The 26,214-nt window shown below is 55.7% G+C and carries 21 protein-coding genes; 18 read left to right on the forward strand and 3 right to left on the reverse strand.

The genetic code is table 11. From position 1 onward, the window contains the following. Positions 1–29: 29 nt before the first annotated feature. The 12 genes from ABEA92_RS22025 to ABEA92_RS22080 all read left to right on the forward strand — a co-directional run bounded on the left by ABEA92_RS22025 (position 30) and on the right by ABEA92_RS22080 (position 17,759). Positions 30–2,168, forward strand: coding sequence for a serine/threonine protein kinase (locus tag ABEA92_RS22025; protein ID WP_345686228.1), 2,139 nt, complete (start codon positions 30–32; stop codon positions 2,166–2,168). Next, positions 2,165–2,899, forward strand: coding sequence for a hypothetical protein (locus ABEA92_RS22030; RefSeq protein ID WP_345686230.1), 735 nt, complete (start codon positions 2,165–2,167; stop codon positions 2,897–2,899). Before ABEA92_RS22025 ends, ABEA92_RS22030 begins: the two co-directional genes overlap by 4 nt. Before the next feature lie 70 nt (positions 2,900–2,969). Next, positions 2,970–3,977, forward strand: coding sequence for a hypothetical protein (locus ABEA92_RS22035; RefSeq protein ID WP_345686232.1), 1,008 nt, complete (start codon positions 2,970–2,972; stop codon positions 3,975–3,977). Positions 3,978–4,277: 300 nt separating this feature from the next. Next, the gene (locus ABEA92_RS22040; RefSeq protein ID WP_345686234.1) at positions 4,278–5,684 is read left to right on the forward strand and encodes an O-antigen ligase family protein; all 1,407 of its coding nucleotides are present in this window, start codon (positions 4,278–4,280) and stop codon (positions 5,682–5,684) included. Positions 5,685–6,032: 348 nt separating this feature from the next. Further along, positions 6,033–8,153: a GumC domain-containing protein gene (locus ABEA92_RS22045; protein WP_345686236.1), complete on the forward strand. Its 2,121-nt coding sequence runs from the start codon at positions 6,033–6,035 to the stop codon at positions 8,151–8,153. 52 nt (positions 8,154–8,205) lie between these two features. Further along, complete coding sequence (locus tag ABEA92_RS22050) at positions 8,206–9,510, forward strand: glycosyltransferase family 2 protein (RefSeq protein ID WP_345686238.1); 1,305 nt, start codon at positions 8,206–8,208, stop codon at positions 9,508–9,510. A gap of 142 nt (positions 9,511–9,652) precedes the next feature. Continuing rightward, a complete protein-coding gene (locus ABEA92_RS22055; RefSeq protein WP_345686240.1) occupies positions 9,653–10,990 on the forward strand; it encodes a glycosyltransferase in 1,338 nt (445 codons plus the stop codon). A gap of 208 nt (positions 10,991–11,198) precedes the next feature. Beyond that, the gene (locus ABEA92_RS22060) at positions 11,199–12,161 is read left to right on the forward strand and encodes a glycosyltransferase family 2 protein (protein ID WP_345686242.1); all 963 of its coding nucleotides are present in this window, start codon (positions 11,199–11,201) and stop codon (positions 12,159–12,161) included. Continuing rightward, a complete protein-coding gene (locus tag ABEA92_RS22065) occupies positions 12,158–13,498 on the forward strand; it encodes a glycosyltransferase (protein WP_345686244.1) in 1,341 nt (446 codons plus the stop codon). Before ABEA92_RS22060 ends, ABEA92_RS22065 begins: the two co-directional genes overlap by 4 nt. 137 nt (positions 13,499–13,635) lie before the next feature. Beyond that, positions 13,636–14,310, forward strand: a complete 675-nt coding sequence (locus tag ABEA92_RS22070; RefSeq protein WP_345686246.1) for a sugar transferase — start codon at positions 13,636–13,638, stop codon at positions 14,308–14,310. 60 nt (positions 14,311–14,370) lie between these two features. Beyond that, positions 14,371–15,360 carry a glycosyltransferase family 2 protein gene (locus ABEA92_RS22075; RefSeq protein ID WP_345686248.1) on the forward strand — a complete coding sequence of 330 codons (990 nt, stop codon included), beginning with the start codon at positions 14,371–14,373 and terminating at the stop codon, positions 15,358–15,360. 95 nt (positions 15,361–15,455) lie between these two features. Beyond that, entirely contained in the window at positions 15,456–17,759 is a 2,304-nt protein-coding gene (locus tag ABEA92_RS22080) for an NAD-dependent epimerase/dehydratase family protein (RefSeq protein WP_345686250.1), read from the forward strand. A 29-nt stretch (positions 17,760–17,788) separates the two neighbouring features. On the opposite strand, the gene ABEA92_RS22085 is transcribed toward ABEA92_RS22080, so the two are convergent. Then, the gene (locus ABEA92_RS22085) at positions 17,789–18,541 is read right to left on the reverse strand and encodes a hypothetical protein (protein ID WP_345686252.1); all 753 of its coding nucleotides are present in this window, start codon (positions 18,539–18,541) and stop codon (positions 17,789–17,791) included. A gap of 248 nt (positions 18,542–18,789) precedes the next feature. Between ABEA92_RS22085 and ABEA92_RS22090 the strand changes: the two genes are divergently transcribed. Continuing rightward, complete coding sequence (locus tag ABEA92_RS22090) at positions 18,790–19,053, forward strand: Trm112 family protein (RefSeq protein WP_345686254.1); 264 nt, start codon at positions 18,790–18,792, stop codon at positions 19,051–19,053. 150 nt (positions 19,054–19,203) lie between these two features. Here the strand turns inward: ABEA92_RS22090 and ABEA92_RS22095 are convergent, their stop codons facing one another. Both ABEA92_RS22095 and proC read right to left on the reverse strand, forming a co-directional pair. After that, entirely contained in the window at positions 19,204–19,440 is a 237-nt protein-coding gene (locus tag ABEA92_RS22095) for a hypothetical protein (protein WP_040769973.1), read from the reverse strand. Between the two features lie 138 nt (positions 19,441–19,578). Beyond that, positions 19,579–20,388 (reverse strand): pyrroline-5-carboxylate reductase, encoded by an 810-nt coding sequence (gene proC, locus ABEA92_RS22100; protein ID WP_345686258.1) that lies wholly within the window; start codon positions 20,386–20,388, stop codon positions 19,579–19,581. A gap of 199 nt (positions 20,389–20,587) precedes the next feature. Between proC and argB the strand changes: the two genes are divergently transcribed. From argB to rph, 5 genes are all read left to right on the forward strand, one after another. Beyond that, positions 20,588–21,451, forward strand: a complete 864-nt coding sequence (gene argB, locus ABEA92_RS22105) for an acetylglutamate kinase (protein WP_345686496.1) — start codon at positions 20,588–20,590, stop codon at positions 21,449–21,451. A gap of 130 nt (positions 21,452–21,581) precedes the next feature. After that, positions 21,582–23,198, forward strand: coding sequence for an aminotransferase class III-fold pyridoxal phosphate-dependent enzyme (locus ABEA92_RS22110; RefSeq protein ID WP_345686260.1), 1,617 nt, complete (start codon positions 21,582–21,584; stop codon positions 23,196–23,198). 72 nt (positions 23,199–23,270) lie between these two features. Further along, the gene (gene argF / locus ABEA92_RS22115) at positions 23,271–24,221 is read left to right on the forward strand and encodes an ornithine carbamoyltransferase (RefSeq protein ID WP_345686262.1); all 951 of its coding nucleotides are present in this window, start codon (positions 23,271–23,273) and stop codon (positions 24,219–24,221) included. Positions 24,222–24,245: 24 nt separating this feature from the next. After that, positions 24,246–25,427 carry a glycosyltransferase gene (locus tag ABEA92_RS22120; RefSeq protein ID WP_345686264.1) on the forward strand — a complete coding sequence of 394 codons (1,182 nt, stop codon included), beginning with the start codon at positions 24,246–24,248 and terminating at the stop codon, positions 25,425–25,427. 59 nt (positions 25,428–25,486) lie between these two features. Continuing rightward, entirely contained in the window at positions 25,487–26,197 is a 711-nt protein-coding gene (rph, locus tag ABEA92_RS22125) for a ribonuclease PH (RefSeq protein WP_345686266.1), read from the forward strand. Positions 26,198–26,214: the final 17 nt, after the last annotated feature.

Here is a 26,214-nt window from a genome sequence, read left to right on the forward strand (position 1 = left end):
GTCGAGAAATTCACTTGGGAAATCGATTCATGACGACGCTTCTCGGTAAACTAGAGGTCGAATCGAACCACCAACCTGGATCGTTGGCAAAGGATCGACGACCGTTCGCAGAAACCCACGTTAGCCACCCGACGACCTCATCGATGTCATTCACTTACCCCTCCGGATCGACGCCTCTGGATCGATACACGATTCGTCGTGGGATCGGCATGGGCGGATTTGGCGAGGTTTATTTTGCGGTCAGCGAGGCAGGCAAAGAGGTCGCACTGAAACGGATCCAGCGCAATCTAGAAGTGGAGTTGCGTGGGGTTTCGCATTGTTTGAATTTGAAACATCCCCATTTGATCGCGCTCTACGACATTTGTCGTGACGATCAAGAACAAGCATGGGTGGTGATGGAATATGTGGCCGGCCAAAATCTGCGTCAGGTTCTCGATCAATCCCCGAGCGGATTGGATGTCACCGAGGTCCGTCGTTGGTTGTCGGGGATCGCTGCGGGCGTGGACCATTTGCACGGGGCTGGGTTGGTCCATCGCGACTTGAAACCCGGCAACGTTTTTGACGACATGGGAATCGTCAAAGTAGGCGATTACGGTTTAAGCAAATTCATCTCGGCATCACATCGCGGCGGCCACACCGAAAGCGTAGGCACATTTCACTACATGGCACCCGAGATTGGGCGTGGCGAATACGGCCGCGAAATCGATATCTACGCCATCGGAATCATGACCTACGAATTGCTCACAGGTACCGTGCCATTTGATGGCGAAAGCTGTCACGAAATCATCGTCAAACACATGACGGCTAAACCCGACGTCACCGTGTTGGCCGAACCGTACCGATCCGTCGTGGCGAAGTGTTTGGAAAAGGATCCAGCGAACCGGTTTCGCTCGGTACGTGAGATGACCAACGCCCTTGGGATCACGCAAACGGGGCCAGCCGCCATCCATGCCGATGCGATCCAACCCAACACGCCGGATGCTCCCATCGTAGCAACGCTCGCGAACGCAAACGCGAATGACAGCGTGTCTTCGAAATCAAGTTTCACAGCGAAATCATCGGCACCGACCGGTGGCCGACCGCAGTCGCCGACTGCTGCGGTCCATCATGCCAATGTCGCCAACGACAGCGAACCCCTTGCTCGCGCGGTGCGGGCGAGTGTTTCGGATCTGCAATGTTGGTGGCACACGCTGGATCGTTCACCGGGGGCAAAGTTTTTCCTGTTGATCGTCGCGACCTTCGTGTTGATCATCAACACGCACTGGTTGTTGCCGCTGATGTCGATCGTGGGCGTGGTTTACGTGCCCTACTACATCGTGCGTCAAATGGTGCTGCACGTCAGCCAACAACCCAGCTACGCTCAAGCTCAACGCATTGCCACGAACACCCATGGCCCGGCACGGCCGATGACGCGATCGCAGTGGCGGTCGCAGATGCGAAATGACCTGTGTGCCAAACGGTCGGTGCACCGCGCCGCCGAACTGAGCACCTCCTGGATTACCGCCATTTTGACCACGTTGGCGTTGACGATCACCGCAGGCGTGATCGGGCTTCGCACCGGCACCGTCGATTCAATCGCCATTGCGCCCTACGGATGGATGGCCGTGGTGGTGATGGCCGCGGCAATCTCGATCCTTGGGCTGGGCAAGTTGTGGGAACGTGACGAAGGCGAAAGCCTTCCTCGCCGCATCGTCTTGGCCGGGGTCGGCGGCGGTGTGGGGTTGTTCGCTTATGCGATGAACGGATTCCTGATGCTACCGATTGATGCGGGATTGGCTCGCAACATTGATTCCACCACGCTTCCTCAGGCTCTCTATAGCGATGGTATTCCGCGTGCTTCGGCAATGATGGCACACTTTGCCATACTATTTGCGTTACTGCGTTGGTGGCGACCGGTGGATCCGCTGCGTCGACATCGACTAAGCCTATGGAGCGTTGCGGTAGCAGTGGTGGGCGAATGGGCGGTCCACCAGCTGCTACCAATCCCGCAACCGTTTGGAATGCTGATCGCCGGTGGAATCGCAATTGCGATCCAAATGTCGGCTCCATGGATCAATCCTCGCGTCAAACCGGAACGGATCCCACAAACACCATCGCAGCCTGCGATTCCTCGTTCCGCCCACGATGGTATCGCTCAAGAACTTGCCAACGCTCGAGGACCTGCATGAACAAGTCGCCTCACTGCTCGGCTGCATGCCGCTGTCATATCCTAACCCCGCTGGTCGCCGTGCTGATGGTCATCACCGTCGGTCCGATGGTGGCGATGGCGGTGGATGACGTTGCCAAGAAAGTGGAAACCTCGCTCCGCGACGAGAACGCGAGTGCAGAATCCAAGCCAGGCGACGATTCCGAATTCAATGAAGACAACGTGTCGACTCAGACCGAAACGGCGCCAGAGTTGTCGGTGGCCCCGCTGGACCAAATCAGCTATCCCGATGACCGGCCTGCTTGGCTGAGCGAATTACCGCAGCTCGACGGCGACCTGCAGTCGTGGGTCGTCGTTTCATCCCCCGCCGAAAGCCGCCAAGAGAGCGAAGAGGAACTGAAACGGCTGCAGCGGGCGGCGTTGGTCCGTTACGTCCAAGGCCAAACCGACGGCAGTGCTAGCAGCGAGTATTTGTCGGTCACCGACGAGTGGATTGAAAACAACTTGATCACCGATCGCTATGCGGGCGAGGTGAAACAGGGTGACACGATTCTTTACGAAAATGCGGCCAAGTTGAGTTTTGACAAAGCGATCCAAAGCGAGATTGCCTTGGCATGGAAACGGGTTCAAGTTCGCGACCGCTTGGCCGCCACCGGTGTCCTGGTGATGGGAGGATTGTGCTGTCTCGTCTTTAGCACGTTTTTGACCGGGTTGATTGGCCGTCGGGTCAGCTCCGCAGCGGATCCTCGATAACGCCGTTGGTTCGTTTGCCGTAGAATAGACAGCGGTGCCAAACGAACCGAAACCTCCGGGGGTGATTGCGATGCGATGGATTTTACTGATGATCGCAAGCGGGTTGCCCGCTTGGGGATGGTCCCAGACGTTTGAAGTGATCCAGCCATCGGGGGCGCGTAGCACGGTGATCTCGCTCGAGGGCGACGCGATGGTAATTCGCGATGCGACGGCGGGCCGATTGGTCTATTTTCGTGACCCGCGATTCGATTCGCTGGACGGCCAATATGCTGGCTACTTTCACCCCGAACTGAATCGAGTGTTACGATTTCCACGGTCCGGCCGCGGCGACATGTGGATGGCGGACTTGGATGACCTGTCGCCTCATTATCAAGTGATGACCGGCATTTTGCGTCCCACCGCTGCGAACGCGCCGCCTCCGCCGCAACTAAATCACGGCTTTTTCCCAGGCGGCTTTGGTCCGATTCCCTCCTTCGCTCCGGCACCGTTCGCCCCGGTGGCTCCGGTTTGGGGCCCCGGATTTGCGGTACCGATTGGACCGCCGGCGATTTCGGTTTTGCCGCCAATTCGCCCGCGGCCGCAGTCGGTGCTGATTGATTCTCAAGTCGTCGCAGGACCTCCGTTGCCCCCGGTCACGGTTGGGCTTCGCAATGGAAGCCCGAGCGATTTGGTGGTCACGATTGTAAACCTGAAAGACGATGCGAAGACCGAGCAGATCAAAATCCCGTCAGGCGAGGTGGTGAACCGCCAGTTCTCTCGCGCCGCTGCCGGAGAACGGATCGATACCTACCGCGTGATCACGGAGTTCGGTGATGTGGTGACTCGGCAAAATTCGCTGCCTTTGCCGCCCGAAGTGCTTTACGAGATCGTCGTGCATCAGTGGCAAGTCCAATCGATTGCGATTGACCGCACCGGCAAGAGCCCCAATGTGATTGAGGACATTCATTATCAGGGCAAGGGGCTCGGACGTTTTCCGTTGCCCGCCGGCAGCGAGCTTCAATCCGGGGTGATTGATGTCTATCGTGCCGCGATCAACCAGGGAAATCCGGGGACGGTGGCTCCCATCACGACTCGATAATTCTCTGTCAATTCTCGCATTCCCGCAGCGATGGTTTGCATCACAACCATCCCATGGGGCATGCAGCGATCAAAGCGACGCGGTTTGATTTGCAAGCGAATCGGACACAGGAGTCCACGGGATCGTCCCATTGGACCTTCTGCATTCCGCAATTACATTAGGCTAGTCCACCCAAACTCGCGTTCGGCCCGAAACTCGCGTCCGGTCCATCTCATGGTCGGCGCACCGCATGATTAGTCAGTCCGCGCGAACCGGGAGCCGGCATTTTTCCTGGTTGCACGCCCGTCACCGTCACCTTGCATGTTCCATTTCATCGCCCTTAGTGTCGCAGTGCTGATGCTTTTTGTGGCGAGATTTTACTCGCCGCGGCACGCGGCACGCGCGGGTTGGGCCGTTGCCTTTTTGGTCCCCACGTGGTTGGCACTCGAGGTCGGCGCCGCCGATATCACCGTACGGTGCGTGGTTGCATTGATGGCAGTTGCTGTCGTTGTGGTTAAACCGCGACAGTTTGCCTTTGTTGGTTTTTCTTGGATTGATTTGTTGCCGCTGGTGATTGTGGTGACCGCCGCGATCAGCACGACGCTGAACGACCACTTCAGCCCCACCGTCATCCTCAACTTGCTGGCACAGTGGTTGTTTCCCTACATGTTGGCGCGGCTGATCTTGATTCATGATCAAGACGCCATCGATTTTGTTCCGTTGGCAGCAACGCTAGCACTGATCCTAGCGGGGGCGATGATCGTCGAATCAGTGGCGGATTACAACGTCTTCAACACGCTGCTCGGCCACGAAGGATCGAGCCAGGGCGATTTTGGGCACCGCTTGGGATTGAAACGAGCGGAAGCTTGGTTTGGACATCCAATCTATGGCGGCTTGGTGCTTGCCTTGGCCGCTCCGTGGGTATTCACCCAGACCTATCAAAGTTATTGGGGACGGGGATCAAAGTTATGGCTGATTGCTCCGGTGATCCTGACGATGGGCACGGTGGCAACGCTCTCACGCGGACCATGCATGGTTTTGGCAGGTGTAATGTTTGGATTGGCTTGGTACTATTTCCCGCCAATTCGCCTTTTCTCGCTCTTTGCATGCGTGCTCGTCATCGCAATTAGTATCGTCATGCTGCCAACGATGCTAAAGATGGCTGATGCCATCGAAGCCCAAGATGGTATCCAAAAGATAAAAATTGATGGTGAAACGTATACCTATTCGGGGACGCGACATCGCTATCTACTATTTGCCGTCTATAAGAAACCGCTTTCGCAAGTCGGTTGGATTGGATATGGAAATTGGGGCACCTTACCTCAACACGAAGCGATGTTAGAACCGCATTTGCGAGGTCTCTTTCTATCCGTCGACAATCATTATCTGCTGCACTATCTGAATACCGGTGTCATCGGTTCGATCGCATTTCTACTGCTTCCGATCGGCATTTTTGCAGCGTTTCTTCGACAACGCGCGAAGCTGACTCAGCCCACGGAGTTCTTGATGGTGGCTCTCTTATCTTCGGTCTTAGCCACAACGCTGGTGATCATCACTGTATGGATGTCAGAATCCTATAGTTTTGCGTTCTTATTCAATGCGGGATGCATCGTTGGGCTTCTTATATCGGCTCGTCGGTCACCGTCGATCGTGGCTCGCAAGGCGCGTCGCTTGCAAACGGGTCAATCGCGTGCGATCTCGACAACGAACCAGGGCACCACGTTCTAAGATCCGAAGGATTGCTATTGCACTCTGCTTAGCGGCAAAGCGTCATCCATTAGATCGATCACAAGGCCTGCTTCAAAAAAAAGATATACTGCGACTTGAATTTCGATATGATTGGGTACTGTACCCCCCAGGCACCCAATCATTCCGTTTACAATGAATTTGGATTCAGACGCAAATCAAGGTGCGAATTTTGCAGACGAGCACCGCCGGAGTTGTCCGCAATCCGATATTTATTTTCCTTCGCAATAACTCCATCTCGCAATCTATCAATATTAATGGTTCGACCACGACTCGGATGCGAACCAAACAACGCAAGTCCAGGCAACGCAAGTCCAATAGGAGTCTTGAATGCTAAGTCTGCAAAACGACCACGCTGATCAATCACACGAATTGATCCAAGGCACCGTGAAGGGCGCCTCGGGGGTTCACTCGGTTCGATTCGATGAATCGCATGACAACGAGCTATTTAGCCAATTTCTAAGACGGTCAATCAAATGGTTTGTGATCGCCAGCATCCTTGGCGCCGCGGTTGCATGGTGGGCGGGAGATCGATTTGCTAAAGACACGTTCACCTATACAGGTCGCCTGACGCTTGAACAAAGCACAGTGGGGTACCCATTTTTTGCTGTGCCGCTCGCCTCGGACATGGTCGTGCTAATCGACGCACCGGACACAATCCGAGAACTCTACGAGTCGGTACCGCTGAACGAACCCCAATCTGCGACGGCCAAGGCGATCGAGGTGCAAGCGACCAAGGGGGCATTTGACATTGTTCTTGAATATGGTGCCTCGGACGCCGAGACGGCCAAACAGGTCGTCAATACGTTGATGCAAATTGTAGGCGACAAATCACGCGAAATCCGCAACGGCACGATCACCAAGCATCTCGAAACACTCGACAAACGCACGGCCGAATTGGCCGCCGAACGAACCAAGACGCAGGCCACCTACGACCAACTGTGCCTCGAGCACAACAGTCACGATTTGCATGCCGAGATCGATGCCAATTTAATCGCCAAACGAGAAGCCAAAGCGATCTTGGCACGCCAGGGGATTCTGATCGAACTGCGCAAACAAAGCATCGCACAAATGGAACAGCAAGTCGCTGATGCGCGAGCGGGCAAGTTCGCCGACGAAAAACGGACGATCATGCAGAACGAGGTGATCCGTTTGGCTGAACAAGAACGGCGAATGATGTTGACGGACCAATTGCATGAACATCGTCGTCGCGAAACAGCCAAGATCAAACTGGAATCAAAGCTGAAGGAACTCGTCAACCTAAAATCGCTTTACGATCGTAATTTGGTGACTCAGTCCGAATACGATGCGTTGCAAAGCGAGATCGAAGTGCTGCGTCTCGAATCGGGCGACGATGAACGGACCGCCGCCATTAGTGGGTCGATCACTGAAATATTCGACGACATCGACTCGGGCAACTACGTCGACGAAGCGGTCAAAAGCAAGATTCTCGTCCAGCTCGATGAACGTCTTCGCGACGAGCACGAAAAACTGAAACTACTCGAAGCGGAATACGAAAGCTACCAAGAACTGATCGCCAAACTCGAGAGCGACTACAAGGCATTGGTCGAATTGTCACCAAAGCTGCGAGATTTCAAGGTGGCATTGGAGAGCATTACACATCAGCAAGACCGGGTTAAAGAAGAACGTCAAGCGATGGAACGTTTACTGCAAACCGACGGCTACGTGCTGAAGACCACCTCACCAGCGTCGCCAGCGTTGATTCCAGTGTCCAGCAACAAAGCCAAGGTGATGGTGGCTGGATTTGGTGCTGGTTCGATGTTCTTGCTATTGCCCGCACTGTTGATCGAATTCTTTCGGGCCAGTCCAAATCAACATGAACGACTCGCCAGCAAACATGGGTTGCCGATTTTGAGTCGGCATACTCGCGAATCATCCAAACGACACACCGGCGGCACCACGGCTCGCATTTTGGCTTCGCGGATCCAGCGATTGAATCTTCCGATTGGATCGTCGGTGGCGTTGGTGGCAACCGGCCGCAAAGCATGTCCTACAGGAATCCTGTTTGGCGCCGCTTCGCATTTGGCACGTGATGGTGGACGGGTGTTGATCGTGGAAGTGGTCGCGGCAGGAAAAGTCACGCCATTCCCTGGTGAATACGCAGTGGAATCGATCCAAGATCAAGAAATGCAAATCGGCAAGACGGATAAAGTCGACCGACTGTTGATCAAAGACCCTGCATTGCTGTGCGATGCGATGAGTCATAACACGTGGGATGAATTGGCCGCCAGCATTCGCTCGTACCAATACATCATGATCGGTGGACTTAGTGCGAGCGACCCAACGACCGCGACACTGGTCGCCAGCGGCGCGGATGCCGTGATTGTTTGTTCACTCGAACGTGACGGAGCCTCTCCTGCAGCGACGAACTTGATCAACGACCTGATCGATTTTGATGCAAGGTTACTCGGAGCCGTGATCGCATCTTGACCAACCTCATTTCCCCATCGTTTACGAACTTAAACCGCAACCTGCCTACCTCATGACCATTTCTCAGGCATTGATCGATTCGTTTCTTTGGACGATGGCAATTTTGATTGCGGTCCCATTGATCGTTTTCGGTAGTGAATGCTTGTTGGCGTTGTTGCGAAAAGAAAAACAGCGGCCTTTGGAACGCGTCCCCAGCGACGATGACATGGTCGATCCGCAGTCACGTCCGGCGGTGGATGTGATCATTCCCGCCCACAATGAACAACTTGGACTCGTTCGCACACTTGATTCGGTGACAGCGGCGATGCGACCGGGCGACCATCTCTATTTGGTCGCAGACAACTGTAACGACGACACCGCCAAGATTGCGAGCCAATTTGCCGAGGCTCTTGTATCTTCAAACGCAACAATCGGCATGACGGTGCTTGAGCGATTTGACTTGGAAAACCGAGGCAAAGATTACGCACTTCGCTTTGCCTTTGACGCATTGGAGTTGACGAATTCGCAGGAAGCCACCACGAACATCGGGTCGGCCACGCAGCCAGATCGCGTGGTGGTAATTGTCGATGCGGACTGCAAAGTGTGGACAGACACGATCGATCGATTGGCGATCCAGGTATCACGCACGCAGCGACCGGCGCAAGCCTGCTATTTGATGCAGCATCCTGATTCGGTTTCGTTCACCGCGCCGCGTGCATTGTCGGAATTTGCTTTTACCGTCAAGAACTTTGTCCGTCCCTTAGGTCTGACTCGAATCGGAGGCGGATGTATGTTGTTTGGGTCCGGGATGGCATTTCCACGGCATGCATTGAAACGACTCAGTGGTCCCGGCGGCCATCTTGTCGAAGACATGCGATGGACCTTTGACATGATTTTGGCGGGTTGCCCGGTCCAGTATTGTCCAGAGGCAAAGTGCTTAGCGACCTTTCCGACTCACATCGCTGCGGCCGACACCCAGCACCGTCGCTGGGAACATGGTCATTTGCAATTGGTCGGCAGCCAAGTGCCAAGGTTGATCCGAGGTTGGATCCGCAAACCGACCCTGGCAAGTTTTTTGGCAGCTTTGGATTTGATGGTTTTGCCGTTGTCATTGTTGATGGTCACTGCGTTCGTGATCGGCACCATGTTGGCGACCGCTGCATGGTTGGGATATGCAATCGGGCCATTGATGGTATGGGCGATTGCAATGAGTGTCGCCGGCATCGGACTGGGTTGGGCGTGGTCATGTTTTTATCCTCGCCGAGCAACATTGGGAATGGTTTTTGCTATCCCGCTTTACGCCATTCGCAAGTTACCGCTGTATACAAGTTTCATCTTTCACCCTGAACGCGTATGGATTCGCACCGATCGAAATTAGTGATGCAACCTTGAATGATGTGATCGGGTGTGAAGTGAATTGATCGAAAAGAGCAGATGAGATTGGCCAGTTGTTAAGACAGCTGGCACCGGATTGAAATAAAACAGCAGCCAAGCGACCAGTCTTACACCACGATGAATTGATGTATTTAATCCTCACTTGCCAACCGTACCATTTACATGGTGATCGGATTTATTTGACATCCGATCGAGCGCGTCAACTTCGCTTGTTGCGAAATTCGTTGGATGGCAAGTTCGGCCAACTCAGCGTGCTAGCCCCTGCGGTTGCGGTCGACTCGGAGACCGCCTTACACGCCGATTGCGAAGCCGGACGACTACAAACATTCGACACTGCACGTGAAGAAATCCGAGTTGAACCGGTGCTGCAGTCTGGTTGGGGCAATCACACAAGCGATTCTCGCAACATCGCCAATCGCCCAGGGACGTGGAAAAAAATTTTACAATCGTTCACTCAGTCGGCATGTGTTTTACAACCTGAAATCCTTAGCCCCACCGATGCCGTGATCGCCGACGGCATCTTTCAATCTACCAGCATTTCGCACCCGATCGTGCTGGTTCACTCAGACGCATCCAACGACGACGATTCGTACGGCTCGCGAACTCTATCGATGCGGGATCGATTGTCCAATCGCCGCTGTCGCCGCCGCTGCGAACGTTTGGCCAAACGATCCGAGCTAAGTCTATTTAGTAGCGAAACCTCGATGCGTCAGTATTCGCGGTACGCGCGGAACTCACAACTGTTTTGTGAGCCCCCGATTTCTAATGAGGATGTCATTTCCGAAGCGGATCTACTCAGACGACTTCGTGGCGACGTGTCGTTGCAACCATTGCGATTGGTTTCGTACGCGCCGCTGGAAAACAAGTATGGCGTCAACCTTAGCATTGCAGTTGTTCGTTATGCGATTCAGTTCGGAGCCAATGTCGTCTTGGACATCTATGGGCAAGGTTTTCAACGATCCGAATTGCAATATCAGATTGCCAAGCTTGGACTGAGCCGCGAAGTCAGTTTTCGACAAATCGCTCCAAGCGTTTCAGAGTCACTGCATCAGCAGCGGCAATACGACGCGATGCTGCTGACCCCCGCGATCGATTGCGGCATGCATCGTTTTTTGTCGTGTTACTCTTCCGGACTGCCAATGCTCGGTTTCGATCATCCGGGATTTATCAAACAAATTGCCAGCGACAAAGCGGGGATGCTTCTGCCAAAGAACGATCTTGAAAAAGCGGGTCAACGGATCGCGGAACTGGAACTGCACCGCGGACAGCTTTACGAAATGTCGCTCAACGCACGTCAAGCCGCTTGCCGACATTCGCGAGAAAGCTGGTATGCCAAACGAGCCGAGTGGACGGTCAATGCGATCCCGCGGTTCGCACTTCCTTCGCGATCCAGCACCCCACCGACGACCAGCACCACAACGCCTGCGAAAAATAATCCTGCACTGAGCGGACAGCCGACGTGAAACGCAAACGTGCGACCGGCTGGATTACAATCGGCTCTCGTCCCATGCGATCGACTTTGATAGCGCTCGCGGCATGGGGGCCGTCCACTCGCAGCGTGAAAAAACATTCGATTTCGACCGGGCGGCTTGCGCCGCACCGCTATAAAACCCACTCGTTTAGTGTCAAAGTAGATGGCATCGGGCTCTCCCACTGAATCGTCTTCAAGCTATGAACATCGTTGCCATTATCGTCAACTACCGCACAGCGGCGTTAACCGTCGACTGTCTGGAGTCACTTGAACCGGTAGCGAGTGAGCATCCTGATTTTTCGGTGGAATTGATTGACGGCGGCTCGGGAGACGATTCTCCAAGCATCCTTGCCGCGGCGATACAGCAGCATGCTTGGCAGTCGTGGGTGCGGTTGACGGCATTGGCTGACAACAAAGGGTTCGCGGGGGCGAACAATGTCGGCATCACCGCAGCGCTGGCTCGGGAGGACCGGCCCGACGTGATTTGGTTACTCAATCCTGATACGGTGACATTGCCCGGCGCGATGGAACCGCTGCTTGAAACGCTGCGGGCCAATCCGTCGGCGGGAATTGTTGGCAGCCGACTGCAATATCCAGATGGCGAGCCGCAAACATCCGCATGTCGCTTTCCGACGATCCGCAGCGAGTTTGTCGACGCGATGCGATTTGGTCCGTTGACGCGGCTGCTCGAGCGTCACAACGTTGCACCGGATCCACCGCAGGATTTATGCCAAGTGGATTGGGTGGCCGGGGCCAGTTTCATGATCCGCAGCGAATTGATCGACAAGATCGGCATGTTTGACGACCGCTATTTCATGTACTACGAGGAGGTCGATTTTTGTTACCGCGCAAAACAAGCGGGTTATCAAACGTGGTACCACCCCGCTAGCCGCGTGATCCATTTGGTCGGCCAATCCTCGGGCGTGACGGGTGCTCAAGCCGTGTTGAAGCAGCGGCCTCAATATTGGTTTGATTCGCGACGCCATTATTTCCTGTCGAAACACGGCAAGCTGCGAACCGCGATTGCGGACGCTGCTTGGTTGGTCGGACGAGCGATTTGGATTGGCCGTGCCATCGTGCAACGAAAACCGGCGATCGATCCTCCGAAACTTTGGCGTGACTTCTTGCTTAACAGCGTCTTCGTTCGAGGAATCATCCGATGAGTGATTCCCACTTGCACGCACGACAGACGACACGCGTTGCTTATTTGGTCAACCAATATCCCTCGATCAGCACCACGTTTATTCGCCGCGAGATTCATGCCTTGGAACGACTCGGCCATGTCGTGATTCGTTACGGCATTCGCCGACCTTGGGTGCAAGTCGTGGACCCCGAGGACAAGCGAGAGGAATCGCAAACCCACTACGTGCTGGATCTGCCGATTCACGTGTTGCTGGGATCCCTCGTCGCAGTCGCGTTGTCCCATCCGATCCGATTCTTGGCCGCGATTCGCTTGGCCATGGCGTTTTACTGGAATGCGGGATCGCTGTTTCGCCACCTGATCTATTTGGCCGAAGCGACGGTGATCAAGCGTTGGAGCGATCGTGACAAGATCCATCATCTGCATGCTCACTTTGGAACCAATTCGACAACCGTGGCAACGCTTTGTCGACGTTTGGGCGGTCCCAAATTTAGTTTCACCGTACACGGCCCAGAGGAATTCGATCGACCAATCCAACTCGGACTTGGAAAGAAGATTGCATCGAGCGAGTTTGTGGTCGGAATCAGCCGATTTGGATGTAGCCAACTGTATCGCTGGGCTGAGTTTGCTGATTGGTCCAAAGTCCACTTGGTGCGGTGCGGCTTGGATGAGACGTATTTTGATGTCGCGTGGACACCGCCGCCGACTTCGCCGCGTTTCTTGGCAATCGGACGATTGAATGAGCAGAAGGGGATGCCGCTGCTGATGCAAGCCGCCGCAAAGCTGGCTCGTGATGACGTTTCGTTTGAATTGACGATTGTCGGCGATGGGCCGCTGCGAAGCACGCTGGAAGCGATGATCCGGGAACATCAACTGCAATCTCATGTGGTGCTGGCGGGCTGGAAGACAGGTCCTGAAATCCAATCGATGATCCAACAGAGCCGCGTGCTTGTGATGCCTAGTTTTGCGGAAGGGTTGCCCGTGGCATGCATGGAATCGCTGGCCCTCGGCCGCCCCGTGATCGCAACTGCGGTGGCCGGAATCCCGGAACTGGTCCGTAGCGGAGTCACGGGTTGGCTGATCCCCGCCGGATCCGTCACGCGATTGTGCCATGCCATGACTCAGGCGATCAACGTTTCGGAAGAGGAAATCGTGCGACGCGGAAACAACGGCGCAGCACGCGTCCGCAGACGTCACGATGTCCGCCGCGAAGCGAAAAAATTATCCAATCGAATACTTGGCTTGCCCGCTTCGGATAAACGAACCTCGGCCGTTGCCCCATCGCCACACGATTCTCGACGCGAGATTTTTCCAGACGACACCGCAGCCACTTCGTTTGTTTCAAGCAACACACGCTAAGAAAATCCTTGCTTGGGAAAATTGCGGCAGCCACACTAGTTCTTGCAGCCACACTGTTTCCTGCAGCCACATTGACGTTCATCCGGTTCGCTGTTCTTCGACATCCTTTTTGACACCATGACGTGCTGAGACTTGCGATGATGACACCAACACTCGCCAACCCACCGCTGAATTTCACATCGGGGCTGCCGTCGATCGAAGGCATCGATGTCTATGGACATTGCAAACGAATCATGGATGTTGCCATTTCGACCGTAGCGATCCTGTTGTGCATTCCGCTAATCGCGCTGGTAGCCATCGCGATTAAATGCGAAGACGGTGGATCGGTGTTCTATTGGTCGCCACGCGTAGGCCGCGGAGGCCGCCGTTTTGAGTGTCTAAAATTTCGCTCGATGGTAGTCGATGCGGACAAACAAAAAGCGGCGATGCGATTGATGAACCAACACGCCGACGATCGCACGTTCAAATTGCGGCACGATCCCCGCATCACCAAGGTGGGGCGTTGGATCCGTCGCTACAGTATCGATGAACTGCCTCAATTTTATAACGTGCTGCGTGGTGACATGAGCGTCGTGGGACCTCGCCCGGCGCTGCTCGAGGAAGTCCTGCGTTATAACGTCCAGGACTACGGTCGCTGTGACGTCCTGCCCGGTTTGACCTGCATTTGGCAAGTGTCCGGCCGCGGTGACATTCCATTTGCCGAGCAACTCATCATGGACCTGGACTACATTCAGAACCGCAGTTTTCTGACCGACGTGAAACTGATCGTCAAAACCATCCCTGTGGTGTTGAGCGGCAAAGGCGCTTATTGAACTCAGTGTACTGAACGCAATTCCCTCTGCTTTACCCCACCCCACACAAGGTTAATTCGGTTGTTCTCTGACATCGGCGTCGTTGCGATTGGACGAAACGAAGGTTCCCGGCTCGAAGCATGTCTGCGATCGGCACTGCGGGATTCGCCGCACGTCGTCTATGTCGATTCGGGCTCGGATGACAACAGCGTCGACGTTGCGACCCGGCTTGGTGCGGATGTGGTGCACTTGGATACGAACCGGCCCTTCTCAGCCGCTCGCGGACGCAATGCAGGGTTCGAGCGTCTGATTAAAAACGCTCCCGAATTGAAATTCGTCCAATTCGTCGATGGAGACTGCGAGATCGCCGCGGGATGGATCGAAGCCGGGCGTCAAACGCTGAGCGAACATCCTGAACTTGCTGCGGTTTGCGGACGCCGCCGGGAACGTTATCCCGACGCCAGCGTGTTCAATCTGCTGTGCGATATTGAGTGGAACACCCCGATCGGCGAAACGCGAGCTTGTGGCGGAGACGCCATGTTCCGCTGTGACGTCTTGCAATCGGTCGATGGTTACAACGAACATGTGATCGCCGCCGAAGACGACGAAGTCTGTGTACGCATTCGACAACAGGGTTGGAAACTACGTCGCATCGACCACGAAATGACGCTGCATGATGCGGACATGCACCGATTGTCCCAGTGGTGGAGGCGTTCGATCCGCTGTGGGCATGGTTTTGCTCAGGGCTTTGCGATGCATGGTCGTCCACCGGAACGCCATTTTGCCAAACCGTTCCGCAGCGTCTTGGTGTGGGGCGGTGTGTTACCGTTGATCGCGATCGTGTTGAGCTGGCCCACCCGTTTTCTAAGCCTCGGCGTGTTGTTGTTGGCCTATGCAGTGCTTTGGGCCAAAGTAACACGAACGTGCCGGCGCCGAGGATTGCCCGCGTCATCGTCGATGATCTACGCGACTAGTTGTGTCGGCGGCAAAATCCCCGAATTCATCGGCGCATGCAAATATGGATGGAGACGGTTGACCCGATCTGCAACCCAAATTATCGAATATAAATAGGGGACACCACGTGAATCGTCCGTCGCCTTTCATGTCGATCGGCCGCGTTTCCACGGGTTGCCTAACACCTTGCCCAAACCATCCACCTGATCTTGATGAGCTCAACGCCCTCCTTTGATTCGAATGTTCGCCTCGCGGCTCCGTTAAAAGTGGGGCTCGTCGGTGCTGGCTATATCACTCAGTGGCATGCCGCCGCGATCAAGCAGCACCCGGATGCCCAGCTCGTTGCGATTGCCGACGTCAACGTATCCGCAGCAAAGCAAGCGGCCGAATCGTTTGGCATCGCGAATCATTTTGCTTCGGTCGATGCGATGCTTGACGCTGGTGGATTGGATGTGGTCCACGTGCTTGTGCCACCCGACGTCCACGCTGCGGTAGCGAGTCAGTGTATCGCCGCCGGGGTGAACGTTTTCCTCGAGAAACCGATGGCGACGTCATCGCTCGAGTGCGGCGAGGTGATCGCGATGGCTGAACGTCATGGCGTTCGACTCGGTGTCAATCATAACTTTCTCTTTTCACCGGTTTACGAAGATCTGCGGCGATGTGTCGAGAGCGGCAAAGTGGGACGAATCGATGCGATCGACATCGCGTGGAACAAACCGTTGCCTCAACTTAGTAGCGGCCCTTATTCGATCTGGATGCTGCGTGAATCCGCCAACCTGTTGCTGGAACTGGGGCCTCACATCGTCAGCCCCGTACTGGATTTAGCATCGTTTCCGGAGCAGGTCACGGGGATTGCGACGCATCCGATTGCGTTGCCGCATGGGCGAACCATGATGCGTAATTGGGCCTTTAGCATGACGGCGGGCCGAATCGCGGTACAGACGCGGCTTTCACTCGGCAGCGGAATGTCCGAGTTTTCGATTCACGTCCGTGGCAGCCATGGCAGCGCGACCGCCGACATCGAAGACAACACGTTCACGCTTCACCGGGCGACGCGGTATTCCATCGATTTCGATCGCTACCATCGTCTGAAACGGACAAGCCGTGATCTGCATCGGCAAGCGAAATCAGGACTGCGCCGCTACATCGGCAGCAAACTGGGGCTCGCTAAACACGGCAATCCCTATGGCGAGAGTATCGCCAACGCGATTGCCGATTTCTATCAATCGTTGTTGTCAGGCACCCCGGTGTCCGATCGCTTGTCGGGGGCCTGGGGACAATCCGCGATTGCATTGTGCGAACAACTTGATCGCTGCGTCATAACCCCAGAACCGGACAAGGACGGCGACCACAATTTGGACCTTGCGGCAGGATCGAGAAGCGAGCCGGCGAAGCCAGATCGGTCGTCGAATCGGAACGACCGCGTCACGACAAACAGTGGCACGACAAACAGTGGCACGACAGATAGTGGCACGACAGATAGTGGCACGATGAACGGAGCGGTACAGCGCAGCGGTAAACCATGTTTGGTATTTGGCGGAAGCGGCTTTATCGGCCAAGCACTGGTTAGGCGGTTAACCGAACAAGGCCGATCGGTTCGCTGTTGTGTTCGCCGCCCCGATGACGTCCCCGATTCGCTACGTCATCCGTTGGTCGAACTGGTTCGCGGCGACATGACGAACGTGGATGATGTGACGAAGGTGCTGCCGGGCGTGGAGGGCGTCTTCCATTTGGCTCGCGGGGTGGGCAAAACTTGGCAGGATTACTTGACGCTAGACATCCATCCGACCCAGCAGCTCGCCAAACAATGTGCACGTGGTGGCGTCGGCCGTTTGGTCTACACCAGTTCGATCGATGCCTATTACGCCGGCGCTCAAGCAGGCACGATCACCGAATCGACGCCGCTGGATCCGCGAATCGAAGCACGCAACTTGTACGCGAGATCCAAGGCCGTCATCGAAGACGATCTCAACCAACGGCATCGCGATGAGGGTCTTGATGTCGTGATCACGCGACCGGGGATCGTGATTGGCAGAGGAGGATCCCCGTTTCACTGGGGCATCGGGATGTGGACCGGAGAAAGCTTTTGCCAAATCTGGGGCGATGGCAACCACAAACTACCGCTTGTCCTCGTCGACGATGTGGCCGACGGATTGATCGCTGCGATGGATCAACCGGGGATCCAAGGCGAGTCCTTTAACTTCGTCGCCGATCCGGTGTTGACGGCTAGAGAATACCTCGACGAATTGCAGCGGGTTTCCAACATCTGCATCGACATGAAACCGACGCGGATCTGGCACTTTTATCTGAACGATTTGGCCAAATGGATGGTCAAAACAGCAGTCCGTCATCCCGAACGCCGTAAACCGAGTTACCACGATTGGGAATCAAGAACGCAAAAGGCCACGTTCGATTGCAGCCGCAGCAAACAGATCCTTCGCTGGCAACCGCAAAGTGATCGTCAAAGCATGATCCGCCGTGGAATCGAAGACGCCATCGAAGTATCGATGGCGTGATCCGAATCCGACGAGACTCGCTCGGACGCTTAGCGCCAAAGCGGCAGTGCGGGCAGGGTTGCAACGCCAGTGCTGGCCGGCGGCAATGCTCCGCTGTAGCCTTGGTTGGGCGTTGGATAGAGCTCGGTGCTTCGCAATCCCGCTTGGCTGGTGGAGCGTCGTGGTGGATCGCTTGTCATGCGTCCAAGTGACGAAGCAGCGATGCGTGGCGGCGCGTACACCGTGGTCGCCTGGGCAATTTGAGTTGGTGGCGATGAGAAGGCTTCCACTCGAGTGTTTGAATCGAGCGGACGCAAACGCGATGCAATCGCCTGTTCGCTTGCCGATGGCGGAGCCTGTTGCGGTGCAACGCGACCGACCGCTTCGTAGTCGACCTTTTGTTCGCGTTCCATTCGCACCAGTCGCTGAGGCACGTTTACGGTGCGGGTCTCGGCAACCCATTCGGTACGCGTGTTGGTGCGGTGGACGACTTCGTTGCGACTTTCCCAACGCGTTTGCGGTACATGGTGGTAGGCTAACGTCGGTTGGCGGAACGGATTCCAACGCCCTTCCAAACGCGGCTGCCACTCGTAATGAATCACGGGCGTGTACACGGTTCGCGATTCGGGTTTCGTTTCGGTCACGGTTTGAGGACGGTAGACCGTCTGCTCACGCTGCTCCGTCTTGGTTTCCACCACGGGGCGCTCGATCGTCTTGGTGACCTGGCGATACACAATGCCTGTCTGAGGATCGGTGTAGTAGCCTGGAGACGATTGTGCTGGCGTCGTAGACTGAGCCTGCACGGTCGAATTGGGGGCACAACTGAAAACTGCGATCGTCGAAAGCGCTGCACAAAGGTGTGCAACCGGTTGGACGAACCGCGAGCAAGCTCGCGACTTCATGGCAATCCTCCACCGAATTCGGAAACTAGAAAAGAACGAAATTTCGTTAACCAACCTGAGGCAGCAATGAGCTGATTCCGTGCGTCCATGCACCAGGTCTGCTTGCCTTAGTTTCGGAAACTCAAAGCACCATTGCTGAGCCAAATCAAATGATTGATCAAAATTTACTTGCCATGCTTCGCTGCGTCCTCAGCGGCGAGTCGTTACAGCCTGCGGAGCCAGCTTTCGTCGAAAAAATCAACGAATTAATCAAGCGTGGCGAACTGCGTGACCGCCAAGATCAAAGGATCCAAGAGGGGATCGAGACTGGCCTGATCTGCGAATCAGGCGGTTTGATGTACCCCGTTCGCGATGGGATCGTGTGCATGGTCGCTGAGGAAGCGATCGTGTTGCCAGCAAAAAAAGAAAGCTAGCAAGAAAAAACCCCAGCCGAAAAACCAACTCGCAGCGAAGCGTTCGGGTTTACGAACGGGGGGCTGCGTCATGGCAATCAGATCGCCCCCCTCCGGTTTGAAAAAACAGCAGCGGCCCCAAAATTGAGCCTGCTGAGCAATGGGGCCAGCTCACCAATCGGGGCTGTCGTCGCCACGAGGGTCGCTGCACCATTTTGCCAACGCGGCCACGGTCGCATCACGTTCACTGGCACTGGTCCATAGCGAATCGTCGACATCCAGGCGGACTTCGTAGTCCCCTTCGTGCATGCAATCCGGCTCGCCACAAAAGTGTGGAATCTCACTGACCCAAACGATTCGGTAAAGCGGGACGTGTTTGTCGTCAACTTTGATAATTGGTGATTCCATCGTTCTAAAGACTTCTGGCGAGGTGAAAGTGAATCCCGGGCGGCGATTCAGGGCTGTTTGCCGCCCGGCGGTCAAAAGTGAATCAAAGATCGCCGATATTGTAAAGCGAGCGACGACCTTCGCTTGCCAATCCGAATTTTAATCCGCAGCGAGTTCGCGACTTCGTCGTGCTGACGCTGCCACTGCATCGATCAGTGCCCCTCTTATTCCATTTTGCTCCAGGACTTGGACCGCGGCAATCGTTGTCCCCGCAGGACTGGTGACCGCATCCTTCAGTTCGCCCGGATGACGCTGGGTATCGGCAATCATCTGCGCGGTTCCCAATACCGTTTGGGTCGCCAATTTCATCGCCAACGGGCGTGGCAACCCCGCCAGCACCCCGCCATCGGCCAAGGCTTCGATGATCAAACAGACATAGGCCGGGCCTGAACCACTCAATCCAGTGACCCCGTCCATTTGCGATTCAAGCACCGGAATCGCCAATCCCACGCTCGAAAACAGCGTGGTGATCCATTGGTTGTCCTGATCGGTAACGTCGTCGGCGCCGCAAAACGCGCTGACGCCCTGGCCAACCAGGCAGGGAGTGTTTGGCATCACGCGAACGACTCGTTGGTGCCCGATCCAACCACATAGCGATTTGAGCATCACGCCGGCCGCGACGGAAATCACCAGTTTTCCCTCCCAAAACGCTTCGGATTGCTGGGCAACCTTGCCGATCACCTTGGGTTTGACGGCCAACAGCACCGTGTCCGCAGTGCGGACCGCCTCGGTCAGATCGGGACAAACCGAGACATTGGGCCGGTTTTCGCCCCACCATTGGCGGCTGGCCACATTGTGGTCGACAATCACCACATCGGCATCGTGGATCACTTGCTTGTCGAGCATTCCACACACGAGCGCTCGTCCCATTTGGCCGCCACCGACGACAGCTAAACGTTGTTTTTGCATTATTTTCCTTAACTAGACCCACTGTTTTGCTGTTTGCTGGCCATCTCAATTGACCCTCTGGGTGGCCGCATCTAAATTGATCGGTTTTTCCGTCTGCGGAAAGGCCACCAAAATCAGTCCAAATTCAAATCCAACAGACAAGAAGCGAGCGGAAGTGCCTGATTCGATCAAAAACGTCGACCACATTGGCGACTTTACCTTGGAAGAAGCGATCTCCAAAGCGAACACCCTGATCGAAGCGATGGGATGGATTCGTCAATTCCGTGGCAAAACCACGGTCATCAAGCTTGGCGGCAGCATTCTGGACGATCCTCAAGAATTGATGCACATCCTGTTGGACGTGATTTTCATGGAATCGGTCGGGATGAAACCGGTGTTGGTGCACGGCGGGGGCAAGGCGATCAATCGCGAATTGGCCGAATCCGGCATCGCCCCCAACTTCGTTCGCGGCCGACGGGTCACCGATTTGCCCACATTGGCGGCGGTCGAAAAGGTGTTGGCCGGAGAGCTAAACGTCTTCCTGACTCAAGAAATCGAGCGACTCGGCGGACGAGCGATGAATTTGTCGTTCCAGACCACCAACGTGCTGTTTGGACAAAAATTGGTGGATCGGCCCGATGAAGACTTGGGATTTGTCGGCGAAGTCACCCGTGTCGATCGCAATGTGATCGAAGGTTTGTCGTACACGGACCAAGTCCCGGTGATTCCATCGATGTGCGAAGGGGACGACGGGCAGCACTACAATGTCAACGCGGATACCGCAGCGATGGCCGTCGCCCAGGCGCTCGGAGCCGACAAACTTGTCTTCCTGTCCGACGTCAACGGCGTCCGCCGTGACAAAGATGATCCGGATACCATTATCCATTCGCTGTCGTCCGCCGAGGCTCGAGAATTGATCAGCAGCGGTGTCATCAATTCGGGAATGATTCCGAAAGTCGAAGCCTGCTTGGAAACGCTCGGACGTGGCGTCAAGAAAGTGCACATCATTGATGGTAGACTGCGTCATTCGTTGCTGCTCGAAATCTTCACGACAAAAGGCGTAGGAACCGAAATACATCCATAAGGACTAGGTCGCGACAACATAAACCGATCTTTTCCTCGCACTTTTCAACCCCAGCAGACGGAAACCCGCCCACGAAACGGGGCGGGTTGGCCGTCGTTTTTTGTTTTCCACGTCACTTCAAAGCATCCTCATGAGCGAACCTGCAGATCCAAGCAAAGAAACGCCCGAGGAATCCGGCGACATGTCGCCCACGCTGCGAAACGACGAAAATGAGTTTGCCGAGGAAACGGAAGTCGACCAAGACGACTCGATGGGCGACGAGACCGAACTCAGTGCGGAACTCGACGAGGAAGACGATGAAGATGATGAGTACGACGACGAAGATGATGACGACGACGAAGTAGAAGAAGACGAAGACGAAGACGAGGACGAGGACGACGAATTCGAGGACGAGGAGTTCGAGCAGCCCGCTGCGGAGCAAGACGAGATCGAAGAAGATGACGAAAATGAAGAAGATGAGAGCGAAGAGCAAGCGGCAGAGTTAGAGGAACCTGAACCGGCGGATCCACCGCTGGTTGCGGCGACCGCTGAAACGCCAGCCGTCCGCGTCAGCACGACCAATACCGATTTTGATCCCGCATGGGCAACGCGGCGAGCCCATGCCGAAGGCATGCGTTGCCAAGACGAAGCGGGCGAGTGGTGGGTCGATGCGATGGCTGGCCGAGCCAGTGCGGTGGGTCTGGGGTGTGATGCCATTGGCGATGCCATCCGCCAGACGGCCGATGCCTACCTCGGGGACGCTTCGGCAACGCGGCAGCTCGCCGACGACGAACAGGGCGAACTTGCGGCTACGTTTCAGCAAGTGCTGCAGTCCGCAGGCAACCAACACGCAATCACTGCGGATTCGTGTTTGTTGTTTTCGGATGCGGACCTTGCGATCGAAGCGATGGTCACGTTCGCGCGAACCCGCAATCCGGATACCGCTTACCGAACGATCGCGCTTGCCGGCTCGGATCACGGACGGACGGCATTGTGTCGTTCGGCCAGCGGGCAACCTTCGCTTCACCAAGGTTTTGGCCCCATGGTGGCCGGGTTTGATCACGTCAAACCCAACGATTTAAAGGCCCTCGAATCGGCAATCGATGAATCGACGGCCGCGGTGCTGCTGTCCCCGGTGAACCTCAGCAACGCCGCTCGCCCTCTGGACGCCGCCTATCTAAGCAAGGTACGCCAGCTATGTGACCAACGCGATCTGATGTTGTTGATCGACGAATCGAGATTGTGTTTCGGAGCCAGCGGATCCTGTTTCTCCTACACTTCGCTCTGTGACATCCCGGTCGATGGCATCGTGGTCGCCGCGGGCTTGTTTGGCGGATTGCCCGGCGGATTGCTGGTGGCATCCCAGCGGCTTACCGGACACGCGATCCAGCAATCGGTGAACTATCCGATGCAGCGGAACGTGATCATGGCAATGCTCCGTGAACTTTCACGACTTGGGTTGCCTCATTCGGTTAGCGAGTCGGCTCAAGCCTTTGCGGTTGCGTTGGCCGAAGCGATCGCGGGATTTGAATTCATCCGGGACATCCATGTCACCGGAATGACCATCGGCATCGAAACCGACTTGGCCGCGGCGGAATTGGTCAGCGTTGCGGCTCGCAACGGACTTCGCATCGAAGCCGCCGGGGAAACTTCGATCCGGTTGCAACCGCCGGTCCACTTCAGCGACGAAGACCGCCAAACGTTATTGAGTCGGCTGGTCGAAACGATGCAGGCGATCGAGCAAAGTTCGACGGAATTGTCCGCCTAACATTGCTTCTCGGCTGAACCACACCCTTCACGAAACTGTTACGAAATTAAACACAACGATGAGGCCGTTGCCGTGCAACACCTACTAAGTCTATTCGATATCGAAGTTGACGAATTACGAAGCATTCTTGCGACATCACTTACGCTAAAACAGCGGTTGGCGGCGGGTGATCGACCTTCGATTTTAGAGCGTCGTGTGATTGCCCTTTTATTTCAAAAACCGAGTTTGCGAACGCGGGTAAGTTTTGAAACGGGGATGGCTCAACTTGGTGGCAGCAGTCTGTTTCTCGGTGACGACGTTGGCTGGGGAAAACGTGAATCCCCATCCGATTTCACTCAAGTGCTCGGTCAATTTGTCGACGCGGTGGTGTGTCGGGCGAAGAAGCACGAGCATGTCGAATTGCTGGCCAGTTTCAATGCGATGCCGGTCATCAACGGTTTGACCGACCTGTGCCATCCCTGCCAAGCGATGGCCGACATCTTGACTGTACGCGAATCGTTGGGTGGTTACCAAGACAAACACATCGTGTTCGTGGGAGACGGCAACAATGTGGCGCAGTCGGTTGCCCTTTGCACCGCAATGTTGGGCATGAAATTCACGTTGTCCTGCCCATCGGGTTACGAAATGGATAGCGATTGGCTTGCTCGCATCGCGGCGCGATATCCCAAAGCGAGGATCGAAACGGTCGCCGATCCACATCAAGCGGTGGCCAATGCAGACGCGATTTACACCGACGTTTGGACTAGCATGGGGCAAGAAGCTGAGATGGACGCCCGGCGTGCCGCATTTGCCAGTTACCAAGTCAATGAAAAATTGATGGCAGCCGCCCCCTCACACGCTCGAGTGCTACACTGCTTGCCAGCCGTGCGAGGGCAGGAAATCACCGACGCGGTCATCGACAGCGACCAAAGCGATGTGATTCGCCAGGCGGGCAATCGCATGCATGCCCAAAAAGGGCTGCTGGTGTGGCTGCTCAATCGCAAGTGGATCGACGACAATATCCGAGCAGACCAGGCCATCTAGCAGCGAGATCGAACGAGGATGAACATGCAGAACGAAGGCTCGTCAAGCGAGTTGGCACGACGGGACAAACGGCATGTACTGACCATCCTGGTCCCCAGCTACAACGAAGAAGCAACGCTCGAAAAATGTATCGACCGTGTTCGCGCGATCGAGAGTGACACGCTGGGACTCGAGATCATCATCATCGATGACTGCTCCGAGAACCGCAGTCGCGAGATTGCCGAACAGCTGGCTGCCCGTTTCGATAATGTTCGAGCTTTGTTCCATGCGGTCAACCAAGGCAAAGGGGCGGCGATCCATACCGGTATCAAAGCGGCCACCGGCGACTTTGTCGCCATCCAAGATGCCGACCTCGAATACAATCCTCAAGACCTGCTTCGCTTGGTCGTCCCGCTAATCGAAGACGAAGCCGAAGTGGTGATCGGTTCGCGATTTTTCTCGCACGGCACCCATCGCGTGCTCTATTTTTGGCACACGATGGGCAATCGTTTTTTGACGTTCTTGTCGAACATGTTTACCGACTTGAACCTGACCGACATGGAAACGTGTTACAAGGTCTTTCGCCGGGACCTGATCCAGCAGCTGGAACTAAAAGAAAAGCGATTTGGATTTGAACCCGAAGTGATCGCGGCGGTGGCCCAGCGACGCGTGCGAATCGTCGAGATGGGCGTCTCGTACATGGGACGAACCTATGCCGAAGGCAAAAAGATCGGAGTGCGTGATGGGCTTCGCGCCCTGTACTGCATCGTGCGGTACAACGCCTACCATTTGCCGGCGCCTCTGCAGTTCCTGTTGTATTTGATTGTGGGCAGTTTGTGTGCGATCGCAAACCTCGTGATTTTTTTGGGACTCCTTAGCGCCGATGTGTCGGCGGGCGTTGCCGCTCCGGTGGCATTTGTATTGGCCGCGGCGATCAATTACTGGATGTGCATCCACTCGATCTTTCGACATCAATCGCGTTGGGGACGTTGGGGCGAAATCACGCTGTACACGATTTCGGTGCTGGCGATCGGCGTTGTCGATCGTCAAACCACCCTGTTGCTGATTCATCAAACGGGCCCCGCGGCAGCAAAACTTCTTGCCACGCTGGTGGGCTTGGCTCTAAACTTTGCCGCGCGGCGGTTGATCGTCTTTCCCGAAAAATCACTCGGCCCGTGGCAACCGCAAACGACGTCGATGTCGTCCGAAGAAACCTTGCCAAACTAGATGCCGCCGCTGCCTTGTTTCCCCCCGTCCCTTGCTCCTTATCCATACCGGACCCTCTGATGACCTCCCCCGCTCGTCCCGCCGATCAACTTCGCGACATTCAGATCGAACTCGGCTACATCCCCTCGAATCCCGCCAGCGTCTTGTATCGCTGCGAAGGCACGATTGTGTTGTGCACCGCGTCGCTCGAAGCCACGGTGCCACCGTGGTTGGCCGGTCGCGGCAAGGGCTGGGTGACCGCCGAATACAGCATGCTGCCCGGCAGCACGCAGCCGCGGAAACCACGCGATCGCGGCGGAAAAGTGGATGGGCGGACGACCGAAATCCAGCGGTTGATCGGCCGCAGTCTGCGCGCCGTGGTCGACCTTGTCGCGTTAGGCGAACGTTCGATCACAGTCGATTGTGATGTGATCCAAGCCGACGGAGGAACACGAACGGCATCGATCACCGGCGGCTTCATTGCGTTGGCCAAAGCAATCGAAATCGCGGTTCCGGGCAGCCGGATTGGTGATGGCCCGATCCGCGACAGCATTGCGGCGATCAGCACCGGCATCGTCAACGATGTCGCCCACTTGGACCTTGACTACCAATTGGATGTTGCCGCCGATGTCGACATGAACGTCGTCATGACTGGGTCGGGCAAGTTTGTCGAGATCCAAGGGACCGGCGAAGAAGCGACCTTTGACGACGATCAACTCGCAGAATTGTTGCGTTTGGCCAAAAAAGGAATCCGCGAGCTGACTCAAAAACAACTCGAAGCACTCGCGTAACGGCTTAGCCCTCAGAA

The sequence above is a fragment of the Novipirellula caenicola genome, assembly GCF_039545035.1.
GTDB lineage: Bacteria > Planctomycetota > Planctomycetia > Pirellulales > Pirellulaceae > Novipirellula > Novipirellula caenicola.

Coding starts and splice junctions, on each gene's coding strand:
- ABEA92_RS22060 (WP_345686242.1), top strand. CDS start 11,199: ATGAACATCGTTGCCATTATCGTCAACTACCGCACAGCGGCGTTAACC.
- ABEA92_RS22055 (WP_345686240.1), top strand. CDS start 9,653: ATGTATTTAATCCTCACTTGCCAACCGTACCATTTACATGGTGATCGG.
- ABEA92_RS22095 (WP_040769973.1), bottom strand. CDS start 19,440: ATGGAATCACCAATTATCAAAGTTGACGACAAACACGTCCCGCTTTAC.
- ABEA92_RS22050 (WP_345686238.1), top strand. CDS start 8,206: ATGACCATTTCTCAGGCATTGATCGATTCGTTTCTTTGGACGATGGCA.
- rph (WP_345686266.1), top strand. CDS start 25,487: ATGACCTCCCCCGCTCGTCCCGCCGATCAACTTCGCGACATTCAGATC.
- ABEA92_RS22065 (WP_345686244.1), top strand. CDS start 12,158: ATGAGTGATTCCCACTTGCACGCACGACAGACGACACGCGTTGCTTAT.
- ABEA92_RS22035 (WP_345686232.1), top strand. CDS start 2,970: ATGCGATGGATTTTACTGATGATCGCAAGCGGGTTGCCCGCTTGGGGA.
- ABEA92_RS22080 (WP_345686250.1), top strand. CDS start 15,456: ATGAGCTCAACGCCCTCCTTTGATTCGAATGTTCGCCTCGCGGCTCCG.
- ABEA92_RS22030 (WP_345686230.1), top strand. CDS start 2,165: ATGAACAAGTCGCCTCACTGCTCGGCTGCATGCCGCTGTCATATCCTA.
- ABEA92_RS22090 (WP_345686254.1), top strand. CDS start 18,790: ATGATTGATCAAAATTTACTTGCCATGCTTCGCTGCGTCCTCAGCGGC.
- ABEA92_RS22110 (WP_345686260.1), top strand. CDS start 21,582: ATGAGCGAACCTGCAGATCCAAGCAAAGAAACGCCCGAGGAATCCGGC.
- ABEA92_RS22070 (WP_345686246.1), top strand. CDS start 13,636: ATGATGACACCAACACTCGCCAACCCACCGCTGAATTTCACATCGGGG.
- ABEA92_RS22040 (WP_345686234.1), top strand. CDS start 4,278: ATGTTCCATTTCATCGCCCTTAGTGTCGCAGTGCTGATGCTTTTTGTG.
- proC (WP_345686258.1), bottom strand. CDS start 20,388: ATGCAAAAACAACGTTTAGCTGTCGTCGGTGGCGGCCAAATGGGACGA.
- ABEA92_RS22045 (WP_345686236.1), top strand. CDS start 6,033: ATGCTAAGTCTGCAAAACGACCACGCTGATCAATCACACGAATTGATC.
- ABEA92_RS22120 (WP_345686264.1), top strand. CDS start 24,246: ATGCAGAACGAAGGCTCGTCAAGCGAGTTGGCACGACGGGACAAACGG.
- ABEA92_RS22025 (WP_345686228.1), top strand. CDS start 30: ATGACGACGCTTCTCGGTAAACTAGAGGTCGAATCGAACCACCAACCT.